At 70.9% G+C, this 24,636-nt stretch carries 16 protein-coding genes and 2 pseudogenes; 5 read left to right on the forward strand and 13 right to left on the reverse strand.

All coding sequences use genetic code 11. The features are described 5' to 3' along the window. Positions 1–2: 2 nt before the first annotated feature. The gene (locus tag SSPS47_RS07065) at positions 3–431 is read right to left on the reverse strand and encodes a Rieske (2Fe-2S) protein (protein WP_147872213.1); all 429 of its coding nucleotides are present in this window, start codon (positions 429–431) and stop codon (positions 3–5) included. A 289-nt stretch (positions 432–720) separates the two neighbouring features. Between SSPS47_RS07065 and SSPS47_RS07070 the strand changes: the two are divergent. After that, positions 721–924, forward strand: a pseudogene (locus tag SSPS47_RS07070) (carbohydrate kinase); the annotation flags it as partial. Here SSPS47_RS07070 and SSPS47_RS07075 read toward each other — a convergent pair. From SSPS47_RS07075 to uvrA, 4 genes are all read right to left on the reverse strand, one after another. Beyond that, the gene (locus tag SSPS47_RS07075; RefSeq protein WP_164249564.1) at positions 872–5,554 is read right to left on the reverse strand and encodes a non-ribosomal peptide synthetase; all 4,683 of its coding nucleotides are present in this window, start codon (positions 5,552–5,554) and stop codon (positions 872–874) included. The pseudogene SSPS47_RS07070 and the gene SSPS47_RS07075 sit on opposite strands and share 53 nt — an antisense overlap. A 96-nt stretch (positions 5,555–5,650) precedes the next feature. After that, the gene (locus SSPS47_RS07080) at positions 5,651–7,261 is read right to left on the reverse strand and encodes an amino acid adenylation domain-containing protein (protein ID WP_164249566.1); all 1,611 of its coding nucleotides are present in this window, start codon (positions 7,259–7,261) and stop codon (positions 5,651–5,653) included. A 31-nt stretch (positions 7,262–7,292) separates the two neighbouring features. After that, entirely contained in the window at positions 7,293–7,544 is a 252-nt protein-coding gene (locus tag SSPS47_RS07085) for an acyl carrier protein (RefSeq protein WP_147872221.1), read from the reverse strand. A gap of 99 nt (positions 7,545–7,643) precedes the next feature. Continuing rightward, a complete protein-coding gene (uvrA, locus tag SSPS47_RS07090) occupies positions 7,644–10,631 on the reverse strand; it encodes an excinuclease ABC subunit UvrA (RefSeq protein WP_164249568.1) in 2,988 nt (995 codons plus the stop codon). A gap of 228 nt (positions 10,632–10,859) precedes the next feature. Between uvrA and SSPS47_RS07095 the strand changes: the two genes are divergently transcribed. Together SSPS47_RS07095 and SSPS47_RS07100 are read left to right on the forward strand one after the other, a co-directional pair. Then, the gene (locus SSPS47_RS07095) at positions 10,860–11,546 is read left to right on the forward strand and encodes a maleylpyruvate isomerase family mycothiol-dependent enzyme (protein ID WP_147872224.1); all 687 of its coding nucleotides are present in this window, start codon (positions 10,860–10,862) and stop codon (positions 11,544–11,546) included. A gap of 10 nt (positions 11,547–11,556) precedes the next feature. Next, entirely contained in the window at positions 11,557–12,210 is a 654-nt protein-coding gene (locus tag SSPS47_RS07100; RefSeq protein ID WP_164249570.1) for an MBL fold metallo-hydrolase, read from the forward strand. 524 nt (positions 12,211–12,734) lie between these two features. On the opposite strand, the gene SSPS47_RS07105 is transcribed toward SSPS47_RS07100, so the two are convergent. The 3 genes from SSPS47_RS07105 to SSPS47_RS07115 all read right to left on the reverse strand — a co-directional run bounded on the left by SSPS47_RS07105 (position 12,735) and on the right by SSPS47_RS07115 (position 16,112). After that, positions 12,735–13,796, reverse strand: coding sequence for a YHYH protein (locus tag SSPS47_RS07105; protein WP_164249571.1), 1,062 nt, complete (start codon positions 13,794–13,796; stop codon positions 12,735–12,737). A 177-nt stretch (positions 13,797–13,973) separates the two neighbouring features. Further along, complete coding sequence (locus SSPS47_RS07110) at positions 13,974–15,383, reverse strand: HAMP domain-containing sensor histidine kinase (protein ID WP_164249574.1); 1,410 nt, start codon at positions 15,381–15,383, stop codon at positions 13,974–13,976. Between the two features lie 3 nt (positions 15,384–15,386). After that, positions 15,387–16,112, reverse strand: coding sequence for a response regulator transcription factor (locus tag SSPS47_RS07115; RefSeq protein ID WP_164249576.1), 726 nt, complete (start codon positions 16,110–16,112; stop codon positions 15,387–15,389). 243 nt (positions 16,113–16,355) lie between these two features. Between SSPS47_RS07115 and SSPS47_RS35235 the strand changes: the two genes are divergently transcribed. Both SSPS47_RS35235 and SSPS47_RS07125 read left to right on the forward strand, forming a co-directional pair. After that, entirely contained in the window at positions 16,356–16,634 is a 279-nt protein-coding gene (locus SSPS47_RS35235) for a recombinase family protein (RefSeq protein ID WP_239064800.1), read from the forward strand. Positions 16,635–16,832: 198 nt separating this feature from the next. Beyond that, positions 16,833–17,057, forward strand: a pseudogene (locus SSPS47_RS07125) (MBL fold metallo-hydrolase); the annotation flags it as partial. Between the two features lie 144 nt (positions 17,058–17,201). On the opposite strand, the gene SSPS47_RS07130 reads toward SSPS47_RS07125, so the two are convergent. The 5 genes from SSPS47_RS07130 to SSPS47_RS07150 all read right to left on the reverse strand — a co-directional run bounded on the left by SSPS47_RS07130 (position 17,202) and on the right by SSPS47_RS07150 (position 24,517). Then, a complete protein-coding gene (locus SSPS47_RS07130) occupies positions 17,202–18,200 on the reverse strand; it encodes a TerC/Alx family metal homeostasis membrane protein (RefSeq protein WP_164249584.1) in 999 nt (332 codons plus the stop codon). A 265-nt stretch (positions 18,201–18,465) separates the two neighbouring features. Further along, positions 18,466–20,484, reverse strand: a complete 2,019-nt coding sequence (locus SSPS47_RS07135) for a TerD family protein (RefSeq protein ID WP_164254429.1) — start codon at positions 20,482–20,484, stop codon at positions 18,466–18,468. Between the two features lie 188 nt (positions 20,485–20,672). Further along, on the reverse strand, positions 20,673–21,239 hold the full coding sequence (locus SSPS47_RS07140; RefSeq protein WP_031231966.1) for a TerD family protein: 567 nt from the start codon (positions 21,237–21,239) through the stop codon (positions 20,673–20,675). A gap of 184 nt (positions 21,240–21,423) precedes the next feature. Next, positions 21,424–23,544 carry an excinuclease ABC subunit UvrB gene (gene uvrB, locus SSPS47_RS07145; protein WP_164249586.1) on the reverse strand — a complete coding sequence of 707 codons (2,121 nt, stop codon included), beginning with the start codon at positions 23,542–23,544 and terminating at the stop codon, positions 21,424–21,426. Positions 23,545–23,584: 40 nt separating this feature from the next. Continuing rightward, a complete protein-coding gene (locus tag SSPS47_RS07150; RefSeq protein WP_164249588.1) occupies positions 23,585–24,517 on the reverse strand; it encodes an MHYT domain-containing protein in 933 nt (310 codons plus the stop codon). Positions 24,518–24,636: the final 119 nt, after the last annotated feature.

The following is a 24,636-nucleotide window of genomic DNA, read 5'->3' on the forward strand; positions in this document are numbered from 1 at the left end:
CGTCAGGCGTCGGAGCCCGCGACGAGCCTGCCGTCCTTGACGCTGATCGGCACCTCGGGCAGCGGGACCGTCGCCGGGCCCTTCGTGGCCTCGCCCGTCGTGACGTCGAACCGGCTGCCGTGACAGGGACAGTTGCCCTCCGTGCCCTCCACCTTGTCGAGCGCGCAGCCCGCGTGGGTGCACTGCGCGCTGAACGCCTTGTACTGGCCCTCGGCGGGACAGCTCACCACCAGACGCTCCTCGCGGTAGAGCTTGACGCCGCCGACCGGCACCGCGTCGGCCGCGCCGAGGTCGACCGGGGCCGTCGGGGTCGGCACCACGGCGTTGCCCACCTCCGACTCGGTGGAACAGGCGGCCACACCGACACCGGCCGCACCTGCGAGTGCGACCCCCTTCAGGACGGTACGACGGGGGGTGGGCCGGGCGGGCATGGTGCCTCCACTGGTCAGAAGGACGGCTCAGAAGGACGGCGCTGCGCCCGACCCTACCCAGGGCGGTCGCGACGCAGTCCTCCGGTGTCGCCCCGGCCGCTCACACGCTGTCGCACGCGGGAGCGACGGGTTACGTTCGGCGGCGTGGTCGTCGTCGCCGGAGAGGCCCTCATCGGCCTGGTCCCGCGGCCGGCCACCGGAGTCCCGGCGGGTGCGCCGGACGGTGGGACCGAGGGCCCGGGAGCGGGCGGTGGGGGCCGAGGGCCCGCTGCCGCCCCTGCTGCCCCGGCTCGTCGGCACGATCGGCGCGGGCGACACGGTGAACGCCGCGCTGCTGCACCGGCCGGCCGCCCCCGACGCCCTGTCGGAGCCGGCGCTGGAGGCGCTCGGCGAAGACCGGTGGCGGGACGTCCTCGGCTACGCCGCCGGCGCCGCCGCCGTCACCTGCTCCCGCACCGGCGCTGAGCCTCCTTACGAGGACGAGCTGCCGTAGCGGGCGACGGCGGGGCCGGGGCCGGCTGTGGCTTCGCCCTCGCAGCCGGGGAAGGGCCGGCGGCGCCCCGGGCGGCCGGTGGCGGCAGGAATCCCGTGCGGGTGAAGTACTCCACGTACGTGACGAAGAGCTCTTCGTCGATGTCGCGGCAGAGGATCCCGGTGCCCTCCAGCGCCTGCCGGGTGTCCCCCGCGTCGAAGAGCGCGCTGCCCTCCGAGCCCCCGCCGCGCGTCTCGGCGGCCATGGCCGCGAGCAGTGGGAAGGCGGCGTTGCCGGGATCCGCCTCGGTGGCGGCGAGCCAGTCCGCGGCCGGTACGTCGCCGACCGCGTGGCCCAGCGCGCGCAGCCGCGCCACGGCGGTGTCCATGCGCAGCGGTCGCTCCCCCGCGATGTGGAAGGTCCTCCCCGCGGACCGGGGTTGGCGCGAGAGCGCGACCACGGCGGCGCTGACGTAGTCCACCGGCACGAGGTCGAAGGCGGTGTCGACGTCCGACGGGGCCACGCCCGACTGGAGGCAGCCCTTGAGGAGCAGCCACATGAAGTCGCCCGTCTGGCACACCCCGGTGGTCGAATCGCCGGTGATCCGGGTCGGCCGGTAGACGGAGACGGGCAGCCCCCGGGCGCGCGCGGCCTCCGCAAGCCGCTCGGCGGCCCATTTGCTCTGCGTGTAGCCGTGCTCCAGGGCTGAGGGCGGTCCGGTCGGGTCCGGGGGGCGTACGGGGCGTACGGCGCCGCCGGGCCCCTGGCCTGCGGCGGCCGGGCTCCCGGCCCCGCCCCCGTACACACCGACGGTCGAGACATGGTGGACGGGCACGGTGCGGTGGAGGGCGGCCAGCCGCAGGATCTCCTGCGTCCCGTACACGTTCGCGTCTCTCAACTGTTCGTAGGAGAAGACCAGATTGACGGCGGCGCCGGCGTGGTAGACGGCGTCGACGGTGCGGGCGAGCCGGTCGAAGTCGGCGGCGGACAGGCCGAGTCGGGGCCGGGCGAGATCACCCGTGACGACCGTGACGCGGTGGTCCGTCGAGGGATCGGTGAGGCCGTACGACTCACGGGCGGAGCGCAGCCGCTTCTCGGCGTTGGCCCGGTCGCTGCCGCGCACCAGACAGTGGACGGTGGCGTCGGTCCGCCGGAGCAGCTCCCTCAGCAGGAAGGTGCCGAGGAAGCCGGTGGCGCCGGTGAGGAGTACGTGTTCCGGGTCGGGGACGACGGTGCGGACGTCGTCCGCGGCAACGATGTCGGGGTCGAGCCGGATGTCACCGCTGAGATCGGGGGTCCGCGCCGTCCGCCCGGCGTCGTCCACGAGTGCGGCGAGGCCGGCGACGGTGGGTGAGGTGAAGACCGAACGCAGCGGCACCTGTACGTCCAGCTCCTCGCGGAGCGCGAGGACGAGCCGGGTGGCCAGCAGGGAGTCTCCGCCGAGGGTGAAGAAGTCGTCGTGGACACCGATGGGGTGGGGGAAGGGGCCGAGCAGCTCCGACCACAGCTGGGCGATCCGCTCCTGCGTGGCGGTGCGGGGCGCGGCGACGGCCGGTTCGGTGCCGCCCCCGCCGATCCGGTCGCCCAGGCCGTCGCCCTGGTCCTCGCCGCCGCCGGTAGCGGCGAGCGCCGCGCGATCCACCTTGCCGCTCGCCGTGAGCGGGAAGCGGTCGACGGGTATGCAGCGCGCCGGGACCAGCGGGGCGGGCAGCCGGGTGCGCAGCTCCCGCCGTATCTCCTCGGGCCCGGCCGGGCGCCGGTCACCCGCGATGTAGTAGGCGAGGAGACGCTTCCCGGCCCCCGGGCCGAGGTCCTGGGCCACGACGGCCGCGTCCGCCACGCCGGGCTGGGCGCGTACGGCCGCCTCCACCTCGCCGGTCTCCACCCGGTGGCCGCGGACCTTGACCTGGCCGTCGCTCCGGCCGAGGTACTGGATCCGGCCGTCGGGCAGCAGCCGGGCCAGGTCGCCCGTGCGGTAGAAGCGGCCGCCCGCCCCTGACTCCGGCCTCGTGTCGGTGTCGTTGCCGGTGCCGGTGCGGCTGCCGGTGCCCGGGATGTCGCCCGCCACGAACTTCTCGGCGGTCAGCTCCGGGCGTCCCACATAGCCGCGGGCCACGACCGGTCCGCCCACGCAGATCTCCCCCACGGCGCCCGGCGGCACCGGCCGCAGCCGGTCGTCCAGCAGCAGGACGGTCGCTCCGTCGACGGGCCGTCCGATGCTCGGCAGATCCGGCCAGGAGGCCGGGTCGGGACCCAGGCGGTCCGCCGTCACGACATGCGTCTCGGAGGGGCCGTACTGGTTCTCCAGGGTGGCGGAGGTGAGTGAGCCGAAGAACTGCCGCAGCGCGGGCGTGACATGGAGCTGTTCGCCCGCCGTGAGCACCTCTTTGAGAGAGTCGCAGCGCCGGCCGGTGGCGCACGCGTACTCCACCAGTTGCTGCAAAGCGACGAACGGCAGGAACAGCCGCTCTATCCGCTCCGACCCGATCAGATCGAGCAGTTGGTGCGGGTCCCTGCGGACCTGTTCGTCCACGAGGACGAGCGCGCCGCCCGCCGCCCAGGTGGCGAAGATCTCCTGGAACGCGACGTCGAAGCCCAGAGGCGCGAACTGAAGCGTGCGCGCCCCCACACGGGTGTCCGGCCCCGTCGCCGACCGGCGGCGCTGCCACTCGACCAGGTTGGCCAGCGGACCGTGCTCCATGGCGACACCCTTGGGCTCCCCCGTGGAGCCCGAGGTGTAGATGACGTACACGAGGTCGTCGGCGCCCACCGGAACGACCGGTGCGACCGGCTCGGCCGGAAGGTCCTCCGGCCGCTCGTCCGACCCCTCCTCCGGCAGGCCGTCGATGAGCAACGCCTCGACACCTGCGGGCAGTTCGGCCGGCCGGCACCGCCGCTCGGTGAGCAGGACGCCGATCCCGCTGTCCCGCACGGTGAACGCGATCCGCTCGGCCGGATGCTCCGGGTCGATCGGCACACAGCTGCCGCCCGCCTTCAGCACCCCGAGGACCGCCACCGGCAGGACCTCCGTCCGCCCCACGCAGACGCCGACCGGGCGGCGTACGGCGCCCCGCGCGACGAGCAGCGCGGCGACCCGGTCGGCGGCGGCGTCCAGTTCCGCGTACGACAGGGTCCGCCCCCGGGCGACGACGGCGGGCGCGTCCGGTGCCAGCCGGGCCGAGCGCGCGAACGCCTCGTGCACGAGCGGGACCTCGGGCGGCGGCGGCGCTCCGTGCGCCCACTCGGTGAGCGTCCGCCGTTCCTCGTCGGCCGGCATGACCGCCAGGTCCTGGAGCGCGGTCTCCGGGCGGGCGACGGCGTCGGCGACGAGCGTACGGAACCGGGCCGCCAGGCGCTCGGCCGTCGCGTGGTCGAAGAGGTCGGCGGAGTACTCCCACCGACCGTGGTATCCGTCGCCGTCGGGCACCAGGTGCAGGAACACGTCGTACTTGGCGGTGCCGCCGTGCACCTGGAAGCGCTCGGCCTCGACACCGGGCAGGGTCAGCGCGGACGGGGGCGCGTCGTCGACCGCGAACACCACCTGGAACAGCGGGAATCGGCTGAGCGTGCGCTCGACCCCCAGCTCGCGCACCAGATGGCTGTACGGCACGTCCTTGTGCCGGACGGCCGATCTGACGTTCTGCTTCATCTCCACGACCAGCTCCGTGAACGACCGGTCGTGGCGCGGCCGGCCGCGCAGCGGCAGCACATCGGTGAGGCAGGCGATCAGGTCCTCGATCTCCGGCTCGTCGCGGCGCGACACGGGCGTGCCGATGACGAGGTCGTCCTGGCCGCTGTGCCGGCCGATCAGCGCGGTCAGCGCGGCGGCCAGCACCACGAAGCGTGTCGTGCGCAGACGGGCGGCGAGGTCGCGTATCAGTGATCCCGTGGCGGCGTCGACCGTGAACTCGACCTGGCCGCCGTGGTGGCTCAGGGCCGGCGGGCGCGGCCGGTCGGCGGGGAAGGACGACTCGTCGGGCGCGCCCGCCAGTTCGGACCGCCAGTGCTCGACCAGCCGCGCGCGGTGCTCGCCTCCGGTGCTCCGCTGGCGCCGGGCGTACGGCCCGGACTGGAGGGGCAGTTCGGGCAGCCGGGGCGCCCTGTGCTCGGTCTCGGCGCGGTACAGCTCGCTGAACTCCTGGTCGAGGAGGCTGAAGCACCAGCCGTCGATCACGGCGTGGTGGATCGCGACGGCGAGTACGGACTCGGCGTCGGCGCACACGAGCGGATCGTCGCGATCACCGCCGGTCCGGTCTGCCCCCTCGGCCCCGTCGGGGCAGACCGGACCGTCGGCCGTCACCAGCAACGTGGCCTTCAGCAGCGGCGGTTCGGCGAGGTCCGTCTGCCGGGTGACCGCCTCCCTCAGCGCCGTCTCCCGCTCGTCCGCCGTGATCCGCCGTACGTCGACGGGGATCCGCGTCGGCGGCAGGACGGTCTGTCGCGGGTTGCCGTCCACGAGCGTCAGCCGGCTGCGCAGCGCCTCGTGCCGGGCCACGATGCCGGTCAGCGCGGCTTCGACGGCAACGATGTCGAGGGGCCCCCGCAGCCGGTGGACCCACGACTCCAGATAGCGGGACGTGCCCTGCTGGTACTGGTCGTTGAGCCAGATCGACTCCTGCTCGAACGACATCGGATAGGTACGCGGTTCCATCGCTTCTCGCTTCGTGGTGCGAACGACTGGGACGGACCTCTGGGGGGTGGCGGAGGAGGCCGGTACGGCGATATTCAGACACCGATCATGCGTCGCTCAGCCCGGCAGGTCCAACAGAGCGGCGATGTCGATCTTTCCGTTGGGCGTCCGGGGGAAGGAGGCGATGCGCCGAACCCGATCCGGTACCTGGGCGCGCGGCAGCACGGCCGAGAGCGCTTTCCGAACAGCCTCCGGCTCCGCGGCGCCGTCGGCGGCGCCGTCGCCGGTTCCGTCGTCCCCGGCGGGGGGTCGGGTCCCGGCGAGCGGTTCCTCGGTGTAGAACATCGCGAGACGCTCGAACGCACCGCTCTCACCGGCCACCGGAAGCACGGCGCACTCGCGGATCCCCGGCAGCCGCAGGGCCGCGGCCTCCGTCTCGGCAGGCTCGACGCGGTGCCCGGCGATCTTGATCTGCCGGTCGGCACGGCCGTGGAAGTGCAGCACCCCGTCGCTGTCCAGCCTGCCGAGATCGCCGGTGCGGTAGATCCTGCGGGGGCCGGTGCCGGGGTCGAACGCGGCGAAGCTCTCCGCCGTGGCCCGCTCGTTGCCGAGGTAGCCGTCGGCCAGGCCCTCCCCGGAGACACAGATCTCGCCGAGCGCACCGGGCGGGACCTCACTGGCGCCGTCGAGGATGTGAATCGCGGTGCCGGGTACCGCCGTGCCGAGCGGGATGCCGTACTCGGCCTCGCAGTCGGCCGGTCGGATCCGGTGTGTGGTGACGAAGACGCAGCACTCGACCGGGCCGTAGCCGTTGAGCAGCGTGATGCCCGGGTGGCGGGCGAGGAAGGACCGGATGTGCGGGGCGGAGAGCCGCTCACCGCCGGTGAAGACCTGGCGCAGTCCGGTGAAGCAGTCGGGGTCCTCGTCCACGAAGAGGTTGAAGAGCGCGGCGGTGAGCCAGACGGTGTCGAGGCCCGTGGACCGGACGAGTTCGGCCAGGTCGTCGGGGAGGAAGTAGTCGCCGTCGATGAGCACGACCGTGCCGCCGGTGGTCAGCATGCCCCACAGTTCGAGGGTGAACGCGTCCCAGGAGACGGGGGCGGCCTGGGGCATCACGCGGCCGGGGCCGAAGTCGGCGAAGCTGTCCGGGCCGAAGAGCCGGGTGGTGGCGCGGTGCGGGGAGAGCACGCCCTTGGGGGTGCCGGTGGTGCCCGAGGTGAAGAACACGGTGGCCGGCGCGGCCCCGTCCACCGCCGGCGTCTCCGCGGGCGCGGCGCCCGGGGCCGGGGCGCGTACGGCCGCCTCGCTCAGTTCCTCGTCGGGCGGACTCCATACGGCGCGGCTCCCGGTGTCCGCGCCGGTCGACGGGCGCACGGCTGTCGACGGGCCCACCACGACGGGCGGCGACAGCATGCCGAGCACGGTGCGCAACCGGTCGGCGGGCAGTTTCGGATCCAGCGCCGCGTAGGCGGCACCGAGTCCGAGTACGGCGAGGAGTACGGCCACCAGCCGCGGCGAGCGCGGCAGCAGCACGGGTACCAGTTGTCCGGGGCCCACACCGAGGCGGCCCAGTTCCGCGGCGTACGCCTGCGCCGCCAGGTCGAGCGTCCGGTAGCTGACGCGCCGGCCTTCGAAGACGAGCGCCGTGGCGTCCGGCCGGAGCCGGGCCTGCGAGGCGACGGCCTCATGGATGAGCCGCACGTCGGGCGTGCGGGGCGAGTGGGACACGCGAGACATGAGAAGTCGGTCCCCGTCCCCGTCAGACGGCTTCGCCGCTGGCGATCACGGCGGCGGTGAAGTCGGCGACCGTGTCGCTGTCGAAGACCGTGTCCGGAGAGACCCTTATGCCCAGCTCTCTCTTGACACGGGTGCATATTCGTACCGCTTGGAGGGACGTGCCGCCGAAATCGTAGAAGCTGTCGGAGGGCTTCAACTCATCGGCTCCGAGGACCTCTGCCATGATCCGGACGACGGAATCGCTGTCGCCGCGCTGCTGCTCGGACACCTTCATCTCTCATCCTGCCGATTGATGGAAGGTGCCCATTCTGACCCAGATCTGGCGCGTGAGTCGGGCCGAGGCGCCGCACGGCGACACCTCGGCCCGCCGAGGTCAGGACTTACGGGACCGTGCGGCCGTCTTCCTGGCCGGGGCCGTGCTCGCGGCGGACTTCGCGGTGCCCGCAGCGGCCTTCTTCGCCGCCGTCTTCCGGGCCGGTGACTTCGTCCGGGCGGAGGGGGCCGCGTCGCTGATCCGCTCCGCGTCCAGGATCTCCCGGAGGAACTTGCCGGTGTGGCTGGTCGCCACTCCGGCCACCTGCTCCGGTGTGCCCTCGGCGACGACGAGCCCGCCGCCGCTGCCGCCCTCGGGGCCCATGTCGACGACCCAGTCCGCCGTCTTGATGACATCCAGGTTGTGCTCGATGACGATCACCGTGTTGCCCTTGTCGACCAGTCCCGACAGCACCGTGATCAGCTTGCTGATGTCGTCGAAGTGGAGACCGGTGGTGGGCTCGTCCAGCACGTACACCGTGCGGCCCGTGGACCGCTTCTGGAGCTCGCTGGCCAGCTTCACGCGCTGCGCCTCGCCGCCCGAGAGGGTCGGCGCGGACTGGCCGAGCCGCACATAGCCCAGACCCACCTCGTTGAGCGTCTTGAGGTGGCGCGAGATCGTCGGGACGGCCTCGAAGAAGTCGAGGCCCTCCTCGATGGGCATGTCCAGCACCTCGGCGATGGACTTGCCCTTGTAGTGGACCTCCAGGGTCTCCCGGTTGTAGCGCGCACCGTGGCAGACCTCGCACGGGACGTACACGTCCGGCAGGAAGTTCATCTCGATCTTGATCGTGCCGTCGCCCGCGCAGTTCTCGCAGCGGCCGCCCTTGACGTTGAAGGAGAAGCGTCCCGGCAGATAGCCGCGGACCTTCGCCTCCATCGTCTCGGCGAAGAGCTTGCGCACATGGTCGAAGACACCGGTGTACGTGGCCGGGTTGGACCGGGGCGTACGGCCGATGGGCGACTGGTCGACATGCACGACCTTGTCGACCAGGTCGTCCCCGTCGACCCGGGTGTGGCGTCCCGGCACCGACTTGGCGCCGTTCAGCTCACGGGCCAGATGCATGTAGAGGATGTCGTTGACCAGGGTCGACTTGCCGGATCCGGAGACACCCGTGACCGCGGTGAACAGACCGAGCGGGAAGGACACGTCGATGTCCCGCAGGTTGTTCTCCCGCGCCCCGTGGACGGTGAGCCGCCGCCCGGGGTCGACCGGCCTGCGGACGTCCGGCGTCGGGATGGCCTTCTTGCGGGCGAGGTACTGCCCGGTGATCGACTCCTCGTTGGCCAGGAGCCCCTTCAAGGGACCGGAGTGGACGACCTTGCCGCCGTGCTCGCCCGCGCCGGGGCCGATGTCGACGATCCAGTCGGCCACCTTGATGGTGTCCTCGTCGTGCTCCACGACGATCAGGGTGTTGCCCATGTCGCGCAGCCGGATGAGGGTCTCGATCAGCCGGTGGTTGTCGCGCTGGTGCAGACCGATGGACGGCTCGTCCAGCACGTAGAGGACTCCGACCAGACCGGAGCCGATCTGGGTGGCGAGCCGGATGCGCTGGGCCTCGCCGCCGGAGAGGGTGCCGGCCGCGCGGTTGAGCGAGAGATAGTCCAGGCCGACGTCGACCAGGAACCGCAGCCGTTCGTTGACCTCCTTGAGGACCCGCTCGGCGATCTTCTTGTCCCTGGCGTTCAGCGTCATCTTGCCGAGGAAGTCGGCGCACTCGCTGATCGACATCGCGGAGATGTCGGCGATGGACCTGTCCATGACCGTGACCGCGAGGACGAGCGGCTTGAGGCGGGTGCCGTGGCACGTCGGGCAGGGAACCTCGCGCATATAGCCCTCGAAGCGCTCCCTGCTGGTGTCGCTCTCCGCCTCCGAGTGCCGCCGCTTGACGAAGGAGACGGCGCCTTCGAAGGAGGGGGTGGTGTACGCCCGCTCGCGGCCGTACCTGTTCCTGTACCGCACCTCGACCTGGGTCTTGTGGCCGTACAGCAGGGCCTTCTTGGCACGCTGCGGCAGCCCGGCCCACGGAATGTCCGTACGGAAGCCGACGGCCTGTGCCAGGCCGCCGATCATCCGGCCGAAGTACTCCTTGGTGTGGCCGTGCGACCAGGGGTGGATCGCCCCCTCGTCGAGCGACTTCTCCTCGTCGGGGACGATCAGCTCCGCGTCGACCTCCATGCGGGTGCCGATGCCCGTGCAGTCCGGGCAGGCGCCGAAGGGCGAGTTGAAGGAGAAGGAGCGGGGCTCCAGCTCCTCGAAGGACAGGTCGTCGTACGGGCAGTACAGGTGCTCCGAGTACATCCGCTCGCGCTCGGGGTCGTCCTCCGGGAGGTCGACGAAGTCCAGGACCACCATGCCGCCGGAGAGCCCGAGCGCGGTCTCGACCGAGTCGGTCAGCCGGCGCTTGGCGCTGCCCTTCACCGTGAGGCGGTCGACGACCACCTCGATGGTGTGCTTCTCCTGCTTCTTGAGCTTCGGCGGCTCGCTGAGCTGGATGGTCTGCCCGTCGACGCGCGCCCGGCTGTACCCCTTGGTCTGGAGGTCGGAGAACAGGTCGACGAACTCGCCCTTGCGCTCCCTGATCAGCGGCGACAGCACCTGGAAGCGGCTGCCCTCGGGCAGCTCCAGGACCTTGTCGACGATGGCCTGCGGCGACTGGCGGGCGATCGGCCGGCCGCACTCGGGGCAGTGCGGCTTGCCGATACGGGCGAAGAGCAGCCGGAGGTAGTCGTAGACCTCGGTGATCGTGCCGACCGTCGACCGGGGGTTGCGGGACGTGGACTTCTGGTCGATGGAGACGGCCGGCGAGAGACCCTCGATGAAGTCGACGTCGGGCTTGTCCATCTGGCCGAGGAACTGCCGGGCGTAGGAGGACAGCGACTCGACATAGCGACGCTGTCCCTCGGCGAAGATCGTGTCGAACGCGAGGGAGGACTTGCCCGACCCGGAGAGCCCGGTGAAGACGATCAGGGAGTCACGGGGGAGGTCGAGCGAGACGTTCTTGAGATTGTGTTCGCGAGCGCCACGGACGATGAGACGGTCGGCCACGCCGGTCCGCACCTTTCTAGAGAGAAGCAGGGGCGGAGCCCCCGTCCCAGGGTAATGGGGGTCGCCAGAGCGATGGACTGCCAAACGGAGAGACCCGGGTCACTGGGGCACCGGGCTGCGAGGGCTCCCTACCAGGATGCCTCCGACGAGCTTATAGCACGCACATTCGATTTATGGCCGCTGGTCTTCGCCTTCACCCGAACGAGTGGTGGGGCTATCGTCGGCCTCATGCTCGATCATGTGCGCGACCTCGAATCCCTACGCGAAGCGACCGAGCGGCTCCTCACCGCGGCCGCCCGACTGGACAACGCCTCCGCCGCCGAGGCGTCACGGCTGCCGGGCTGGAGCCGTGGTCACGTACTGGCCCATCTCGCCAGGAACGGCGACGCACTGGTCAATGTGCTCGAAGGACGGCCGATGTACCCGGACACGGTCACCCGTGACGCCGACATCGAGCGCGACGGCCCCCGGCCCCTCGACGCGCAGCTCGCCGACGTACGCGCCACCGCCGACCGCTTCCAGCGCGTGGCCGCCGTCCCCGCCGACTGGACCCGCACGGTCGCGCTCCGCAACGGAGTGACCGACGTGGCCGCCCGGGTCCCGTTCCGCAGGCTCGTCGAGGTCGAGCTGCACCACGTCGACCTGGGCATCGGCCTGGAACTCGAGGATCTCTCCGGCGAATTCGTCCACCGCGAGATCGACTTCCTGACCGAGCGCTTCGCCGGGCACGCGGACGTACCTCCGCTCGCCCTGACCACTCCCGAGGGCCACATCTGGCGCACCGGCCGCGCCGACGGCACCCCGGCCACCGTCACCGGCCCCGCGCCCGACCTCATGGGCTGGCTCGCCGGCCGCCGCGACGGGGCGGCGCTCAAGTCGTCGGACACCTCACTGCCCGTACTGCCCCCGCTATAGGCTGGGTCGTATGACTTACAGCGGAGTCGTGAAGCTCGACGGACCGGCCGATGTGCACGAGTTGACCGACCTGATGATCTCCAAGGTCGCCGTCGGCGCGATGAACAACAACGCCTATCTGCTGCGCTGTCGGGCCACCGGGGAGCAGTTGCTGATCGACGCGGCGAACGACGCGGCCACGCTGCTGACACTGATCGGCGACGACGGCATCGCGTCCGTCGTCACCACGCACCGGCACGGCGACCACTGGCAGGCACTGGCCGAGATCGTGGCCGCCACCGGCGCCACGACCTACGCCGGCCGGTACGACGCCGAGGGGATCCCGGTCCCGACCGAGGTCCTGGTCGAGGACGGCGACACGATCCGGGTCGGCCGCATCGAGCTGACCGCCCGGCATCTCGTCGGTCATACGCCGGGCTCGATCGCCCTGGTCTACGACGACCCGCACGGCCATCCGCACCTCTTCACCGGCGACTGCCTCTTCCCCGGCGGCCCTGGCCGGACAACAGAGCCGGAGGAGTTCAACTCCCTGATGGGCGACCTGGAGACCAAGGTGTTCGACGTCCTGCCCGATGAGACGTGGGTCTATCCCGGTCACGGCAACGACACCACCCTCGGCTCGGAGCGGCCCCACCTCGCGGAGTGGCGCGCACGGGGCTGGTAGCCGTCCAACGACGACTGGTTCCATACCGCCAGGGTGCACCCGCGCGGGTGTGCCCTGGCCAGCCCATGCGGTTCACCGTCCGGTGGTGGACCTCGCGTTGGTCGAGTCAACTGACGTGTGGACACCAACGACTACGACGGCGACGCCACAGTCGTGGCGGACGGAACCGCATATGAATGCCACGCCCCGCTCCGCCGACTACAGACCGCACACGATCCAATCCTTGGCAGAGCCAAAAGCCCGGCAGCGCCTCACGACGGGCCGGGCCCCTGTCGGTGTTCGACCGATATCCCGCGACCCGTATCCCGGCGATCCCCAGCCCCGACACGGCGAAGGCCCGACGCGTCCCCGCACCGGGCCCTCACGCCCAAGCACCGACTGAGCCAGGCAGCAACTACGAACGCGCGGATCCCCCGTAGTATGCCGCCCAAGTCGGACATCAGTCGGGCGCAGCAAGTCCTGTCCTCACCAGAGCGCCGCCCGGCTCGTCCGCGTCAACATGGTTGCCGTGGACGGTTGTTGGCCTATCCCTGCCCCTGGGCCGTGCCCCGGCCCGTGCCCTGACCGGCGCCCCTGCGGTTGCCGCCGGTGCGGTCATGTGCCGGGGCCTCGGTCGGTGTGCCGCGGTAACAGCCCACGGTGTAGGGGAATTCCAGGGTTGCGCTGTAGTGGTACATCGTCGTCTCCTTGCCGTTCCACATCACCTTGCTGGTGCGCCCGTGGCAGCCGTCGAGGTCGGCGTTGGTGGGCAGGTTGCCCTTGTCGTCCCGCTCGACGTAGATACCGAAGCCGTCCAGCGCGTACCCGACGAGGGTCGAGCCCTTTTCCGTGGCCACTGAGAGGAGACAGGACGGAATGTCATGGTAGTGGTAGTCCTCCGCGCCGTCGGGATGGCCGTCGCACAGGTCCTGGGTCTCGTGGGCCGCAGCGTCCCGTCCCGCATCGTCGAGGGCGTTGTAGAGGTAGACGCCGTTCTTGAGGATGCCGATGGCTCCCATGGAGAGGCAGCTGACGTTGTCGGCGAGGCTCGGGGTGAGCGGCAGGGTGAGATGGACGGTCTTCGACGCGATGGCGTTCGGGTTGGTGTCGTACTGGTAGGCCGGGTCGGACTGCTGTATGGGGAAGGTACCGGTGCTCTGGTGCGTCGGCAGGTCCTTGGAGGTGATGACCCGGGAGTCGCCCCGGGCGGTCTCGTCGTACTCGGCGTCCGGCCAGCTGTGCTCGCCCTGCACCTGCACCTTCGAGGTGGAGTCCCACGTCTTGTTCGCGGTGTCCATCCAGGGGCCGTCGTGGCGTGCCCCGCCGGGACGGAAGGAGGTCTGGCACGAGTAGACGGACCCGGTCTGGGCAACGGTCGAGACCTTGTCGTCGCCGAGCGGGATCTGCTTGGGGTCGGTGACACCGGACCAGGTCGCGGGGACGCCTCCGCCGGCCACCGACGGCGCCGGGCTCACGGACTGCCCGGGCGAGGACTGCTGCCCAGGGGAGGAGGGGACCGCGGACGCGCAGGCCGCCAGCAGCACCGTACCGCTCGCCATGGCCAGCCCTCGCAGCGCGAGCCTTCCAGATTTCACAGACGCGGTCACGGTCGTTCCTTTGCTCGGGAGGGTGATGACGGGCCGGACTCGGAGTCACGGGCGACGCGGCCCCGGGCCTTGCCGGTCCGTCGAGCGAGAACGTTGGCAGTCTCAGGGGTGCGAGCCGCTGAGGCCCTCCTGAAGATTGGCTGAAACCTCACGCGCGACCGGTTTGCCCGACGTCGGCTACCGGGGCAGGCGCACCAGGAAGGTGGAGCCGCCGCCAGGGGTCTCCAGTGCGGTTACAGTCCCATCGCAGCTGCTCACCAGCGCCGCCACGATGGCGAGCCCAAGACCTGATCCCGTTCCGGACCGCGTGCGCGCCCGGGAACCGTCGGGGCGGAAGAAGCGCTCGAAGACGTACGGGCGGTCGGCGGCCGTGATCCCGGGGCCGTTGTCGATCACCCGGATCTCGGCTACCGGCCCGACCGCCTCTGCGGTGATCCGGGTGACGGTGCCGGGCGGTGTGTGGTTGCGGACGTTCGCCAGTAGATTCCCGATCACCTGCCGCATCCGCAGCGCGTTCGCGCGGGCGGAGACCGCCGGGCCGGTCGCGAGGTCCAGTTCGACCCGGTGGCCGGTGCCGATGGCGCGGTGTTCCTCGACCACGTCCCATAGGACGTCTGCCACCTCCACGTCCGTTTCCACATCCGGGTCCGCGGCCTCGTGGTCGAGCCGCGCGAGGAGGAGCAGATCCTCTACCAGGCCGGTCATCCGCTCCGTCTCCGTGGCGATCCGGGACATCGCCCGTTCGAGCAGTGGGCCGGGCGGCAACCCTCCGCGGCCATGGAGCTCGGCGTAGCCACGGATGAGCGCCAGAGGTGTGCGCAGTTCGTGGGAGGCGTCGGCCACGAACTGCTCCAACCTGAGCCGGGCGGCCTCGCGAGCGGTGAGGGAGGCGTCGAGCTGGACGAGCATGCGGTCGAACCGTGCGGTCAGCCGTCCGACCTCGTCGCAGGTGGCGCGCGGCCGGGTACGGCGCGTCAGGTCACCGGCCGCCACCGCCTCCGTGGCGTCAACCAGGTCATCCAGAGGCCGCAGTTGCCGTCGTACCACCCACCAGCCGACGCCGGCGCCAAGTGCCGCGACCGCGCCGCCGCCGAGCAGCAGGCTCCCCAGCAGCAGGTCGGTCGTCCGGGCCGCCTCCACCAGCGACACGGCGAAGACGGTCACGCCGCCGTCAGGTCGGCGGACCGCAGTCCAGTGGTACTCCAGCGTCCTGTCCACGCTCCCGACGCTCCTGATACGGCCGTCCGGGCTGCCGGACAGCGCCGCCTTCCAGGAGACGTCCGGCAGCGGATCCAAGTCCCCGGTCAGCTCAGAGGGCACGGCCTCCTCAAAGCACCCCCGCGAGTCGAAGCGCAGCAGGGCGACCTGCCGGGCCGGAGACTGGTTCCCGCCCGGCCGGACCACCCCGGACTGCGACGACTGACCCGGCTGTGCCGACTGCGGCTGGGCGCGGGCGCGTAAGAGCCGTGCGTCGGCCTCGGCGACGAGGTTCGACCGGGTCCACCACAGGGTGCCACCGCCCAGAACCGCCACCGACCCGGTGAGCAGCACGGCCACCAGGAGGGCCAGACGCGCGCGCAACCTCACGCCTCAGCCCTCCGACCGCAGCACGTAGCCGAATCCGCGTACCGTGTGGATCAGGGCCGGACCGTGCGCGTCCACCTTCCTGCGCAGCTGGCTGATGTGCACCTCCACCAGGTTGCCGTCGCCCCGACCGGGCTCGACATGCCCCCAGACGGCTTCGATGATCTGCGCCTTCGACAGCACCTGGCCCAACTCCTGGAGCAGATAGCACAGGATCCGGTACTCGGTGGGGGACAAGACGATCTCCCGGCCGCCCCGGGTCACGCGGTGAGCCCGGTCGTCCAGCACGAGGTCGCCTATCTGCCACAGCCGGTCCGCCCGGTCGGTCCGTCCGCTGCGGCGCAATACCGCGGCGATCCTGAGTGTCAGCTCCTCCAGGCTGAAGGGCTTCGTCAGATAGTCGTCGCAGCCACGGGCGAACCCCGTGCGCAGGTCGGCCCGGCCGTCCCGGGCGGTGAGGAAGATCACCGGCAGCTCACAGCCTGCGCTGCGCAGCCTCCCGCACACCTCGAACCCGTCGAGGTCGGGCAAGGTGACATCGAGGATCAGCAGATCACACTCGGGAGTCGGGCCGTCGGACAGGCAGTCACGGCCGCTGCTGAGGGTGGCGGTGTCGTACCCCTCGTACCGCAGCGACGCCTCCAGCAGCTCGGCCATCGGCTCGTCGTCCTCGACGAGGAGGATCCGGGCACGTGGCCGCCTGGCGTTCGCTCCCGGGGTCGTCATAGTCATGCACGGGATGGTAAGACAGCGAACTGTGGGCTCCGGCAGTCCCGGGCCCCCTCGCGAGCGGTACTGGGCATCGGACCGTACCCCGGCTGCAGCCGTTCGCCGCAGCCCAGGCACCGACGTCCGGCGTCCTCGAACACTCCACCAGGTGAGCACCACCGTAAACGACTTGAAGCACCTCGGACGCGACGCCGCCGAGCTCACCGCGCTGGCCGACCACGGTCCGCCCACGGTTTGGTGTTGGAGATGGTCGCCGGTCCCCTGGCGGGGATGTACGACCTCAGCGGGCACGGCGGGCTGCTGTTCGCCTTCTTCGCGACGGTGGCGGAGAACGAGCGGGAGAACATCGGAGAGTCCACCCTCGAAGGCCTCGCCCCTGCGGCCCGCAAGAGCAAGCCCGGCGGCGGCCTCCGGTCGTCGCCGACGACATTCTGCACACCGTGCTGCGGCGCCGCGCCGCTGGCGAGTCCGTCCAGCACATCCAGCCCGACCTCATCATCCCGCTCCGGCCGGGCGCACTCCTGACCGCTCAAGATCTCAGCGAGGTACGCGACGGGCTTCCGGATCGGCTCAGCGGGACCGATGGAGCCCTTCACGGACCGCTCGGGGTTCTGGGCTGCGTACCAGCCGCGGTTGAGGCGGACCCGTGCTCCGGTTTGCGGGGATAGCTGTCGAACGGTGTGGCCGGGGCACCGGTGTTGTGCCCCAAGAGCAGCCGCACGGCCTTACGCATCCTCGACGGTCTGGTCCCCGCCGTGTGGTTTCCCGGGCGGCCTGGGCAGCACCCACCAGGACCCGGAAGCCTTCGCCAGTCTGCTCGACGACGTCGAGACGAAGCTCTTCGACCGGCTGCCGGACGAGACCTGGGTCTACCCGGGACACGGCGACGACACCACACTCGGCGCCGAGCGCCCGCAACTGCCGGCCTGGCGCGAACGCGGCTGGTAGGTCGGCGGCTGGTAGGTCGGTACGCGGCCGGCGGACCCGGCCGGCGGATCACCGGCACGTACGGACCGGGGTGAGCGGCTGTCGCCGCTCACCCCGGTCGGTGTTTCCCGTACGCCGTTGTCCCGTACGTCGCGCCTCGTGCGGTCAGGCCTCGATGTCGGCCTTGTCCCCGGCGTCCCTGCCCTCGGCCGCCTCGCGCTCCGCCTGCTTCTTGGAGGTGATCAGGCTGGTGATCGTGGTGATGATCAGCACACCGCAGATGACGGCGAGCGAGAACGGGATGGAGATCTCGGGGACATGGATCCCGCTCTCGTGCAGTGCGTGCAGCACCAGCTTGACGCCGATGAAGCCGAGGATCACCGACAGGCCGTAACTGAGGTGGACCAGCTTCTTGAGCAGGCCACCGATCAGGAAGTACAGCTGCCGCAGTCCCATCAGCGCGAAGGCGTTGGCGGTGAAGACGATGTACGGGTCCTGGGTGAGGCCGAAGATCGCGGCGATCGAGTCCAGCGCGAACAGCACGTCGGTGGTGCCGATGGCGAGCATGACCACCATCAGCGGGGTCAGCACGCGCTTGCCGTTGTTCCGGATGAACAGCTTCGTGCCGTGGTACTTGTCGGCGACTCCGAAGCGGTTCTCGATCGACTTCAGGAGGCGGTTCTCCTCGAACTCGTCCTCTTCGTCGTCGGAGCGCGCCTCCTGGATGAGCTTCCAGGCGGTGTAGATCAGGAACGCGCCGAAGAGGAAGAAGACCCACGAGAAGCTGGCGATGATCGCCGCGCCCGCCGCGATGAAGACGGCCCGCAGGACGAGGGCGATGAGCACACCCACCAGCAGCACCCGCTGCTGGAGATGTGAGGGCACCGAGAACTTCGCCATGATCAGGACGAAGACGAAGAGATTGTCGACACTGAGCGACTTCTCGGTGATGAATCCGGCGAAGAACTCGCCCGAGGCCTGACTGTTGCCGAACACCAGCAGGCCGATGCCGAACAGCGCGGCGAGAACGATCCAGACGATCGTCCAGGTTCCGGCTTCCTTGATCGACACGTCATGGGGCTTGCGCCCGATGAAGAAGTCGACCGCGATCAGGGCACACAGACCAAGAATGGTCAGTACCCACAGGGTCCATGAAACGTCCACTGTGCCTCCGGCTTCGTACGGCTGCTGATCAGCGTCGTCGCTGCCGGAGGTCTCTTCCACCCGGGCGTTTCGCCTGCGCGGGCCGACGCGCCGGGACCGATGGCGGTCCGTATTGACGGGTACGTCGCGGTGCGGGAGTACTCCCCTCCGTTCAATGTAGAGTACAGGAAGTCCCAAGAGAAAGTAAAAGACGAGGTCGGGCGGGCGCCAAGAGGGTAAGGCGGATGCCGATCAGCTCATACGCGGGGAGGCAGGGACCGGGCGGTCAGCGGCGCCAGGCCCGGCGTGCCTCGGCGACCTGTTCGAGCACCCGCCGCAGTATCTGGCTGCCCGGCGGCATCGTCAGCGGCTCGAACGTCCACGCGTGCCCGACCCAGGGGTCGGCGAGGTGGTCGTCGGCGACCGGCGTGACGCGCAGCAGTGAACGCCAGAGCGGGTCGAGCACCGGGCCGTACGCGGTGGCGTCCTCCCGGTCGGCGACCATCATCAGATGGACCCCGACGGCCGGGCCCTCGTCGGCGAGATAGCGCAGCTGGGTGACCGCGCGGTCGTCGAACCCGTGCGGGAAGTCGTTGACGATGAGCAGTTGTTCGGCGGTGTCGAGACCGGGCGGCAGGGAATCGGCCGCGCCGCCCCTGATCGCCATCTGCACCAGGTCCACGCGCTGGGTGAGCTGTGCGAGGACGGCGGCGACGCCCCCGGCGCCGGTCGCCGGCGGCTGGTTCAGCACGCCCGCGGCGACCAGTGGGGCGAGGGAGCCGGCGGCCGAGCCCGCCGCGTCGATCACATGGACGGTGAACTCGCCCGGCGGGTAGGCCGCGAGGAGCCGCGCGGCGTGACCGACCGCGTTGTCCATCGCGAGCCTGCGCAACTGGCCCTCGTCCAGCATCAGGGCGGCCTCCGAGCCGGACCTGCCGCTGTCGATCCACAGACCGCGCTCCAGCGGGAGCCTGACCAGCATGGGGATGCGCAGGTCGGTGCGCTCGGGCAGATGCAGATCGCCGAGGCGCAGCGCCATCGGGTTGTCCATCGGGACGCGGTAGGCGTGCCAGACAGGGTTGTCCCAGCGGGCGTACGCGGGCGGCAGGGCGGGCTCGACGACCTCGGATTCGGCGGCCAGCTGGCCGAGGTCCCGGTCGAGGGCCTCGCGTGCCTGGTCGGTGAGCCGGTCGCGCTTGGCACGGGCGGCCTCACGGGCCGCGTCGCCGGTACCGCCTATCCGGCTGCGCGGATCGGACAGGACTCGGTCGAGCTCCTGGTCCATGCGGGACTCGGCGAAGTCGACGGCGCTGCGGTAGGCGGCGGTGGCGCGGGCCAGGTCCTCGAACATGCCCCACACCTGGTTGTACAGGCGCTCCTCCATGGACCAGCCGGTCGCGTCGCCCGCGACGGGGCGCGGCGCCTGGCCCGGCTGGGCCTGGGGTGACGCGGGCGGCGGGGTGGGCGGGGCCGTGGTCCGGCGGCGGGGGTGGGTGTAGTCGACCCGTCCGCCCGCGGCGGCGGCCGGCTGCTGGCCCTGGCCGTCGGCGGTGCCGCCCGGCTGCTGGCCGGGGGTACCCGGCAACTGGTGCGGCGTGGCGCCGGGGCCGGGCGTCACGCCCGCGCCCGCCGAGGCTCCCGCCCCCGCGGCGCCGCCGGCGCTCTGGCCGGGCTGGGCGGCCGTGGCGGATCCGTCGGCGCGCACCCGTACACCGTCCGGTGCGCCGGTCAGGGGGGCCTGGATCGCGCTGGCCATGTGCCGGGCCACCGCTTCCTGGATCCCGGCGGCGAACTCGCGGGCCTGCGGCACGCCTTGGTCGCCGAAGAGCTCGGCGAGCCCGCCCGCGTAACCCTGGCCGACCGCACGGACCTTCCAGGCGCCCTGCCTGCGGTAGAGCTCCAGCGCGATGACGGCGGACTCCGCCTCGAGACCGGTGATGGTGAAGCTGGCGATCTCCGTGCCGTCGGTGGCGGTGACGGCGGCGAACGGGGAGGCGGTGGTGCCGAACCTGGCCGGTCCGCCGACCCCTTCGGGGAGCGCGAGCAGTACGTGCACGAGGTGCGCGCGGTCGGGCACGGCCTCCAGGTCGACGTGGAACCGCAGCCCGGCGGCGGCCTGCCGGGACACCTCGATGCCGGGGAGGGTGGGCGAGCCGGGATGGGCGATCCAGTCGACGCCGAGGACCGTGCCCCGGTCGTCGCCGAGGGTGGCGCACGCCAGGACCGGCGCTCCGGCCGTCACCCGGATCTCCAGTCGGCTGTGGGGCAAGGGATGGTTCTGCCCCCGGACCAGTTCGGCCGTCATCGCCTCTGTCCCCTCGTCGGTCACGCGTGGTGCCCCGTAGTGATGTCGTTGCGTGGTGGTTCGTGATGCGTGGTGGTGCGTGGTGGTGCGTGGTGGTGCGTCGGGCTGTCCGTGAAGGGTCCGCCAACCGGTGCAGCTCCCGGCGGCCTTGCCTCCGGGAGCTGCGCGTGCGCTGGCGAGAGCCGTGCCTACAGGTGCGGCAGGATCGCCGGCATGAGGTCCTGGAACGTACGGCCGTTGGCCGGGTTGCCCAGGGCTGTCATCTGCCAGCCGGCGCCGGCGCGGTGCACCTTCGCCATGATCTGCGCGGTGTACTGACCGCCGCCGTCGAGCGTGTAACGGGCGAGCTCGTCGCCGTTGGTCTCGTCGACGATGCGGCAGAAGGCGTTCTGCACCTCCTGAAACGTCTGGCCGGTGAACGAGTTCACCGTGAAGACGATCTGGTCGATGTGCACCGGAACCCGCTGCAGATCGACGAGGATCGCCTCGTCGTCGCCGCCCTGTCCGGCGCCGCCGACGAGGTTGTCACCGGTGTGCCGCACGGAGCCGTCGTCGCTGACAAGGTGGCGGAAGAAGACGACGTCGACCGGCTGCTTGTCGGCGAAGAGCACGGCCGAGGCGTCCAGGTCGATCTCGCGGGTACGGGACCCGAACAGGCCACGGCGCGGGGCGGCTTGCCAGCCGAGCCCCATGCGCACCGCGGTCAGCGTGCCGCCGCCCCTCTTCTCCAGGCTGATGGCCTGACCCTTGGTCAGGTTGACCCCAGGGCCCCCGGGCGTACTGCCCTTGGATACGTCCACCACGCGCTGTCCCCTCTCAAAGTTCCCCCGCAACCGTCCATGTGTGCGGTTGTCCAGTACCCTACGCAGTCACTCGGACAAGCGCAGGAGACTTCGGCCGTTTTTGTGTCGGTCTTGCAACACACCACGCCGCACCGCGTCAGGCGAGCCCCACTTCCCTCATCTGCCGCAGCTCCTTCTTCAGTTCGCCCACTTCGTCGCGCAGCCGCGCGGCCACCTCGAACTGCAGATCCGCGGCCGCCGCGCGCATGCGCTCGGTCATCTCCTCGATGATCCCTGCCAGTTCGGCCGCGGGCCGGTCGGTGACCACCGTGCCCTGCTTGCCCGCCCTGCCGGCCCGGCCGGAGAGCGACGGGACCGGGGCCTTCGCCGGCTTGCCCTCCTTGCCCTGGCGGTAGCCCGTACCGAGCAGTGCCTCGGTGTCGACCTCCTCGCGCGCGATGGTCGCGACGATGTCGTTGATCTTCTTGCGCAGCGGCTGCGGGTCGAGACCGCGCTCGGTGTTGTACGCGATCTGCTTCTCGCGGCGGCGGTTGGTCTCGTCGATGGCCTGCTCCATCGCCGGGGTGATCTTGTCCGCGTACATATGGACCTGGCCCGAGACGTTCCTCGCCGCGCGGCCGATCGTCTGGATCAGCGACGTCCCCGAGCGCAGGAAGCCCTGCTTGTCGGCGTCGAGGATCGCCACGAGCGACACCTCGGGGAGGTCGAGACCCTCACGCAGGAGGTTGATGCCGACGAGGACGTCGTACTCCCCCGCGCGCAGCTCGCGCAGCAGCTCGATACGGCGCAGGGTGTCGACGTCGCTGTGCAGATAGCGGACCTGCACGCCCAGTTCGAGGAAGTAGTCGGTCAGGTCCTCGGCCATCTTCTTGGTGAGGGTGGTGACCAGGACGCGCTCGTCCTTCTCGGTGCGGGCGCGGATCTCGTGCACCAGGTCGTCGATCTGGCCCTCGGTGGGCTTGACGACGACCTCCGGGTCGATGAGCCCGGTGGGGCGGATGATCTGCTCCACATGGCCGTCGCCGCGCGAGAGTTCGTACTTGCCGGGGGTGGCCGACAGATAGACGGTCTGGCCGACGCGCTCCAGGAACTCCTCCCACTTCAGCGGGCGGTTGTCCAGCGCGGAGGGCAGCCGGAAGCCGTGGTCCACCAGGGTGCGCTTGCGGGACGCGTCGCCCTCGTACATCGCGCCGATCTGCGGGACGGTGACATGCGACTCGTCGATGACCAGCAGGAAGTCCTCGGGGAAGTAGTCGAGGAGGGTGTTGGGCGCGGTGCCGGGCGAGCGGTCGTCGAAGTGCATCGAGTAGTTCTCGATGCCGGAGCAGGAGCCGATCTGGCGCATCATCTCGATGTCGTACGTGGTGCGCATGCGCAGCCGCTGGGACTCCAGGAGCTTGCCCTGCCTGTCCAGCTCGGCGAGGCGCTCCTCAAGCTCGCGCTCGATGCCGTTGACGGCCTTCTCCATGCGCTCCGGACCCGCCACGTAGTGGCTGGCGGGGAAGACGTAGAGCTCCCGGTCGTCGCTGATGATCTCGCCGGTGAGGGGGTGCAGGGTGGACAGGGCCTCGATCTCGTCACCGAACATCTCGATGCGGACGGCCAGCTCCTCGTAGACCGGGAAGATCTCGATGGTGTCACCGCGGACCCGGAAGGTGCCGCGCGTGAACGCCATGTCGTTGCGGGTGTACTGCATGTCGACGAAGCGGCGAAGCAACTGGTCCCGGTCGTACTCCTCGCCGACCTTCAGGGGCACCATCCGGTCCACGTACTCCTGGGGCGTACCGAGGCCGTAGATGCAGGAGACCGAGGCGACCACGATCACGTCACTGCGGGTGAGCAGCGAATTCGTCGCCGAATGGCGCAGCCGCTCGACCTCCTCGTTGATCGAGGAGTCCTTCTCGATGTAGGTGTCCGACTGGGGGACGTACGCCTCGGGCTGGAAGTAGTCGTAGTACGAGACGAAGTACTCGACGGCGTTGTTGGGCAGCAGCTCGCGGAACTCGTTCGCCAGCTGGGCCGCCAGCGTCTTGTTCGGAGCCATCACCAGGGTGGGGCGCTGAAGCTTCTCGATCATCCAGGCCGTGGTGGCCGACTTACCGGTGCCCGTCGCACCGAGCAGCACGACATCCTGCTCACCTGCGCGGATGCGGCGCTCCAGGTCCGCGATCGCCGTCGGCTGGTCGCCGCTGGGCTCGTAGGAGCTGATGACCTCAAAAGGCGCCGAAGTACGTTCGATCTTGGAAACTGGCCGCATGCATCCACCGTACGACCACCCACTGACAGTCGGGTGTGGATCACCAGTCGTGGACGCCCCGCGGGCCGCCCGCGGACGGTCCGGAGACCGCCTCGTCGGGGGTCTGCCCGTACATGGGCTCCGGCCGGGCCGGCCGGGCCCGCTGGGCCGGTACGCCCGGCAGGCCGCGCTCCTGGAGGCCGCGGCCCCTGCCCCGCCCAGGGGGCACCGGGCCGGGCAGCTCCTGGCCGCCCGTGACCATCAGGGGGTCGAAGATCACGACGACGGCCGCGAGCAGCAGGAAGACGCCCGGCCCCACCAGCATGGGCCCGAGGAGGGTCGCCGCCGATTCGGCGCCCCCGGCTCCCTCGGCGACGGCTCCGGGCGCGTGCAGGTGTACGTGGACGGCGGCCATGCCCATGTAGTGCATGCCGGTCACGGCGACCCCCATCGCCACGCTGGCGGCCAGGCTCATCAGGAGGCTGTGCGGGGACGCGGCGGCCCAGAGCGCCGTGGTGGCCGCGACGACGGCGATCACGACGGAGCCGCCGACGGTCAGGGTGTCGTACTCGACGCGGCCTTCCAGTCGGATTCCGGCCATTCCGAGGTAGTGCATGCTCGCGATGCCGAGGCCGGTGACGGTACCGCCGGTGACCAGGGCCATCGTGGTCGTGCCGCGGTATCCCACGATGAAGATGCCGACGCCGACCATGACGATCGCGAGGGCGAGGCTGGCGAAGGTCGTGGCCGGGTCGTAGGCGACCGGGGTCTCGGCCACGGCGAAGCCCATCATGGCGATGAAGTGCATCGTCCAGACGCCCGAGCCGATGGCTACGGCGGCGAGCCCGAGCCAGCCGGCCCTGCGGCCCGGTTCCGGTGTGTGCAGGGATCTGATGGCGCAGCGCAGGCCCAGCGCGCCGCCGAGGCAGGCCATGAGGAAGGCCGCCACGGGGGTGATCAGGCCGTAGCTGAATCCGTCGGTGGTGCCCTGCATGCGGTACGCCCTTCGCTCCTGGGGAGCCGTCTGCGGAAGCGTTGGTTTCGGGGGCGAGGGTATGGCCAGCGGCACGGCAAGCAAACATCAGGTCACCGTTTTGTCGACTTGGAGACCGC

It is taken from the genome of Streptomyces sp. S4.7 (genome assembly GCF_010384365.1).
Classification (GTDB): domain Bacteria; phylum Actinomycetota; class Actinomycetes; order Streptomycetales; family Streptomycetaceae; genus Streptomyces.

Excerpts from the sequence above, each read along its gene's own strand:
- SSPS47_RS07100 (WP_164249570.1), top strand. The coding sequence starts at position 11,557 with ATGACTTACAGCGGAGTCGTGAAGCTCGACGGACCGGCCGATGTGCAC.
- SSPS47_RS07095 (WP_147872224.1), top strand. The coding sequence starts at position 10,860 with ATGCTCGATCATGTGCGCGACCTCGAATCCCTACGCGAAGCGACCGAG.
- SSPS47_RS07065 (WP_147872213.1), bottom strand. The coding sequence starts at position 431 with ATGCCCGCCCGGCCCACCCCCCGTCGTACCGTCCTGAAGGGGGTCGCA.
- SSPS47_RS07150 (WP_164249588.1), bottom strand. The coding sequence starts at position 24,517 with ATGCAGGGCACCACCGACGGATTCAGCTACGGCCTGATCACCCCCGTG.
- SSPS47_RS07115 (WP_164249576.1), bottom strand. The coding sequence starts at position 16,112 with ATGACTATGACGACCCCGGGAGCGAACGCCAGGCGGCCACGTGCCCGG.
- uvrB (WP_164249586.1), bottom strand. The coding sequence starts at position 23,544 with ATGCGGCCAGTTTCCAAGATCGAACGTACTTCGGCGCCTTTTGAGGTC.
- SSPS47_RS35235 (WP_239064800.1), top strand. The coding sequence starts at position 16,356 with ATGGTCGCCGGTCCCCTGGCGGGGATGTACGACCTCAGCGGGCACGGC.
- SSPS47_RS07075 (WP_164249564.1), bottom strand. The coding sequence starts at position 5,554 with ATGGAACCGCGTACCTATCCGATGTCGTTCGAGCAGGAGTCGATCTGG.
- SSPS47_RS07085 (WP_147872221.1), bottom strand. The coding sequence starts at position 7,544 with ATGAAGGTGTCCGAGCAGCAGCGCGGCGACAGCGATTCCGTCGTCCGG.
- SSPS47_RS07135 (WP_164254429.1), bottom strand. The coding sequence starts at position 20,484 with ATGACGGCCGAACTGGTCCGGGGGCAGAACCATCCCTTGCCCCACAGC.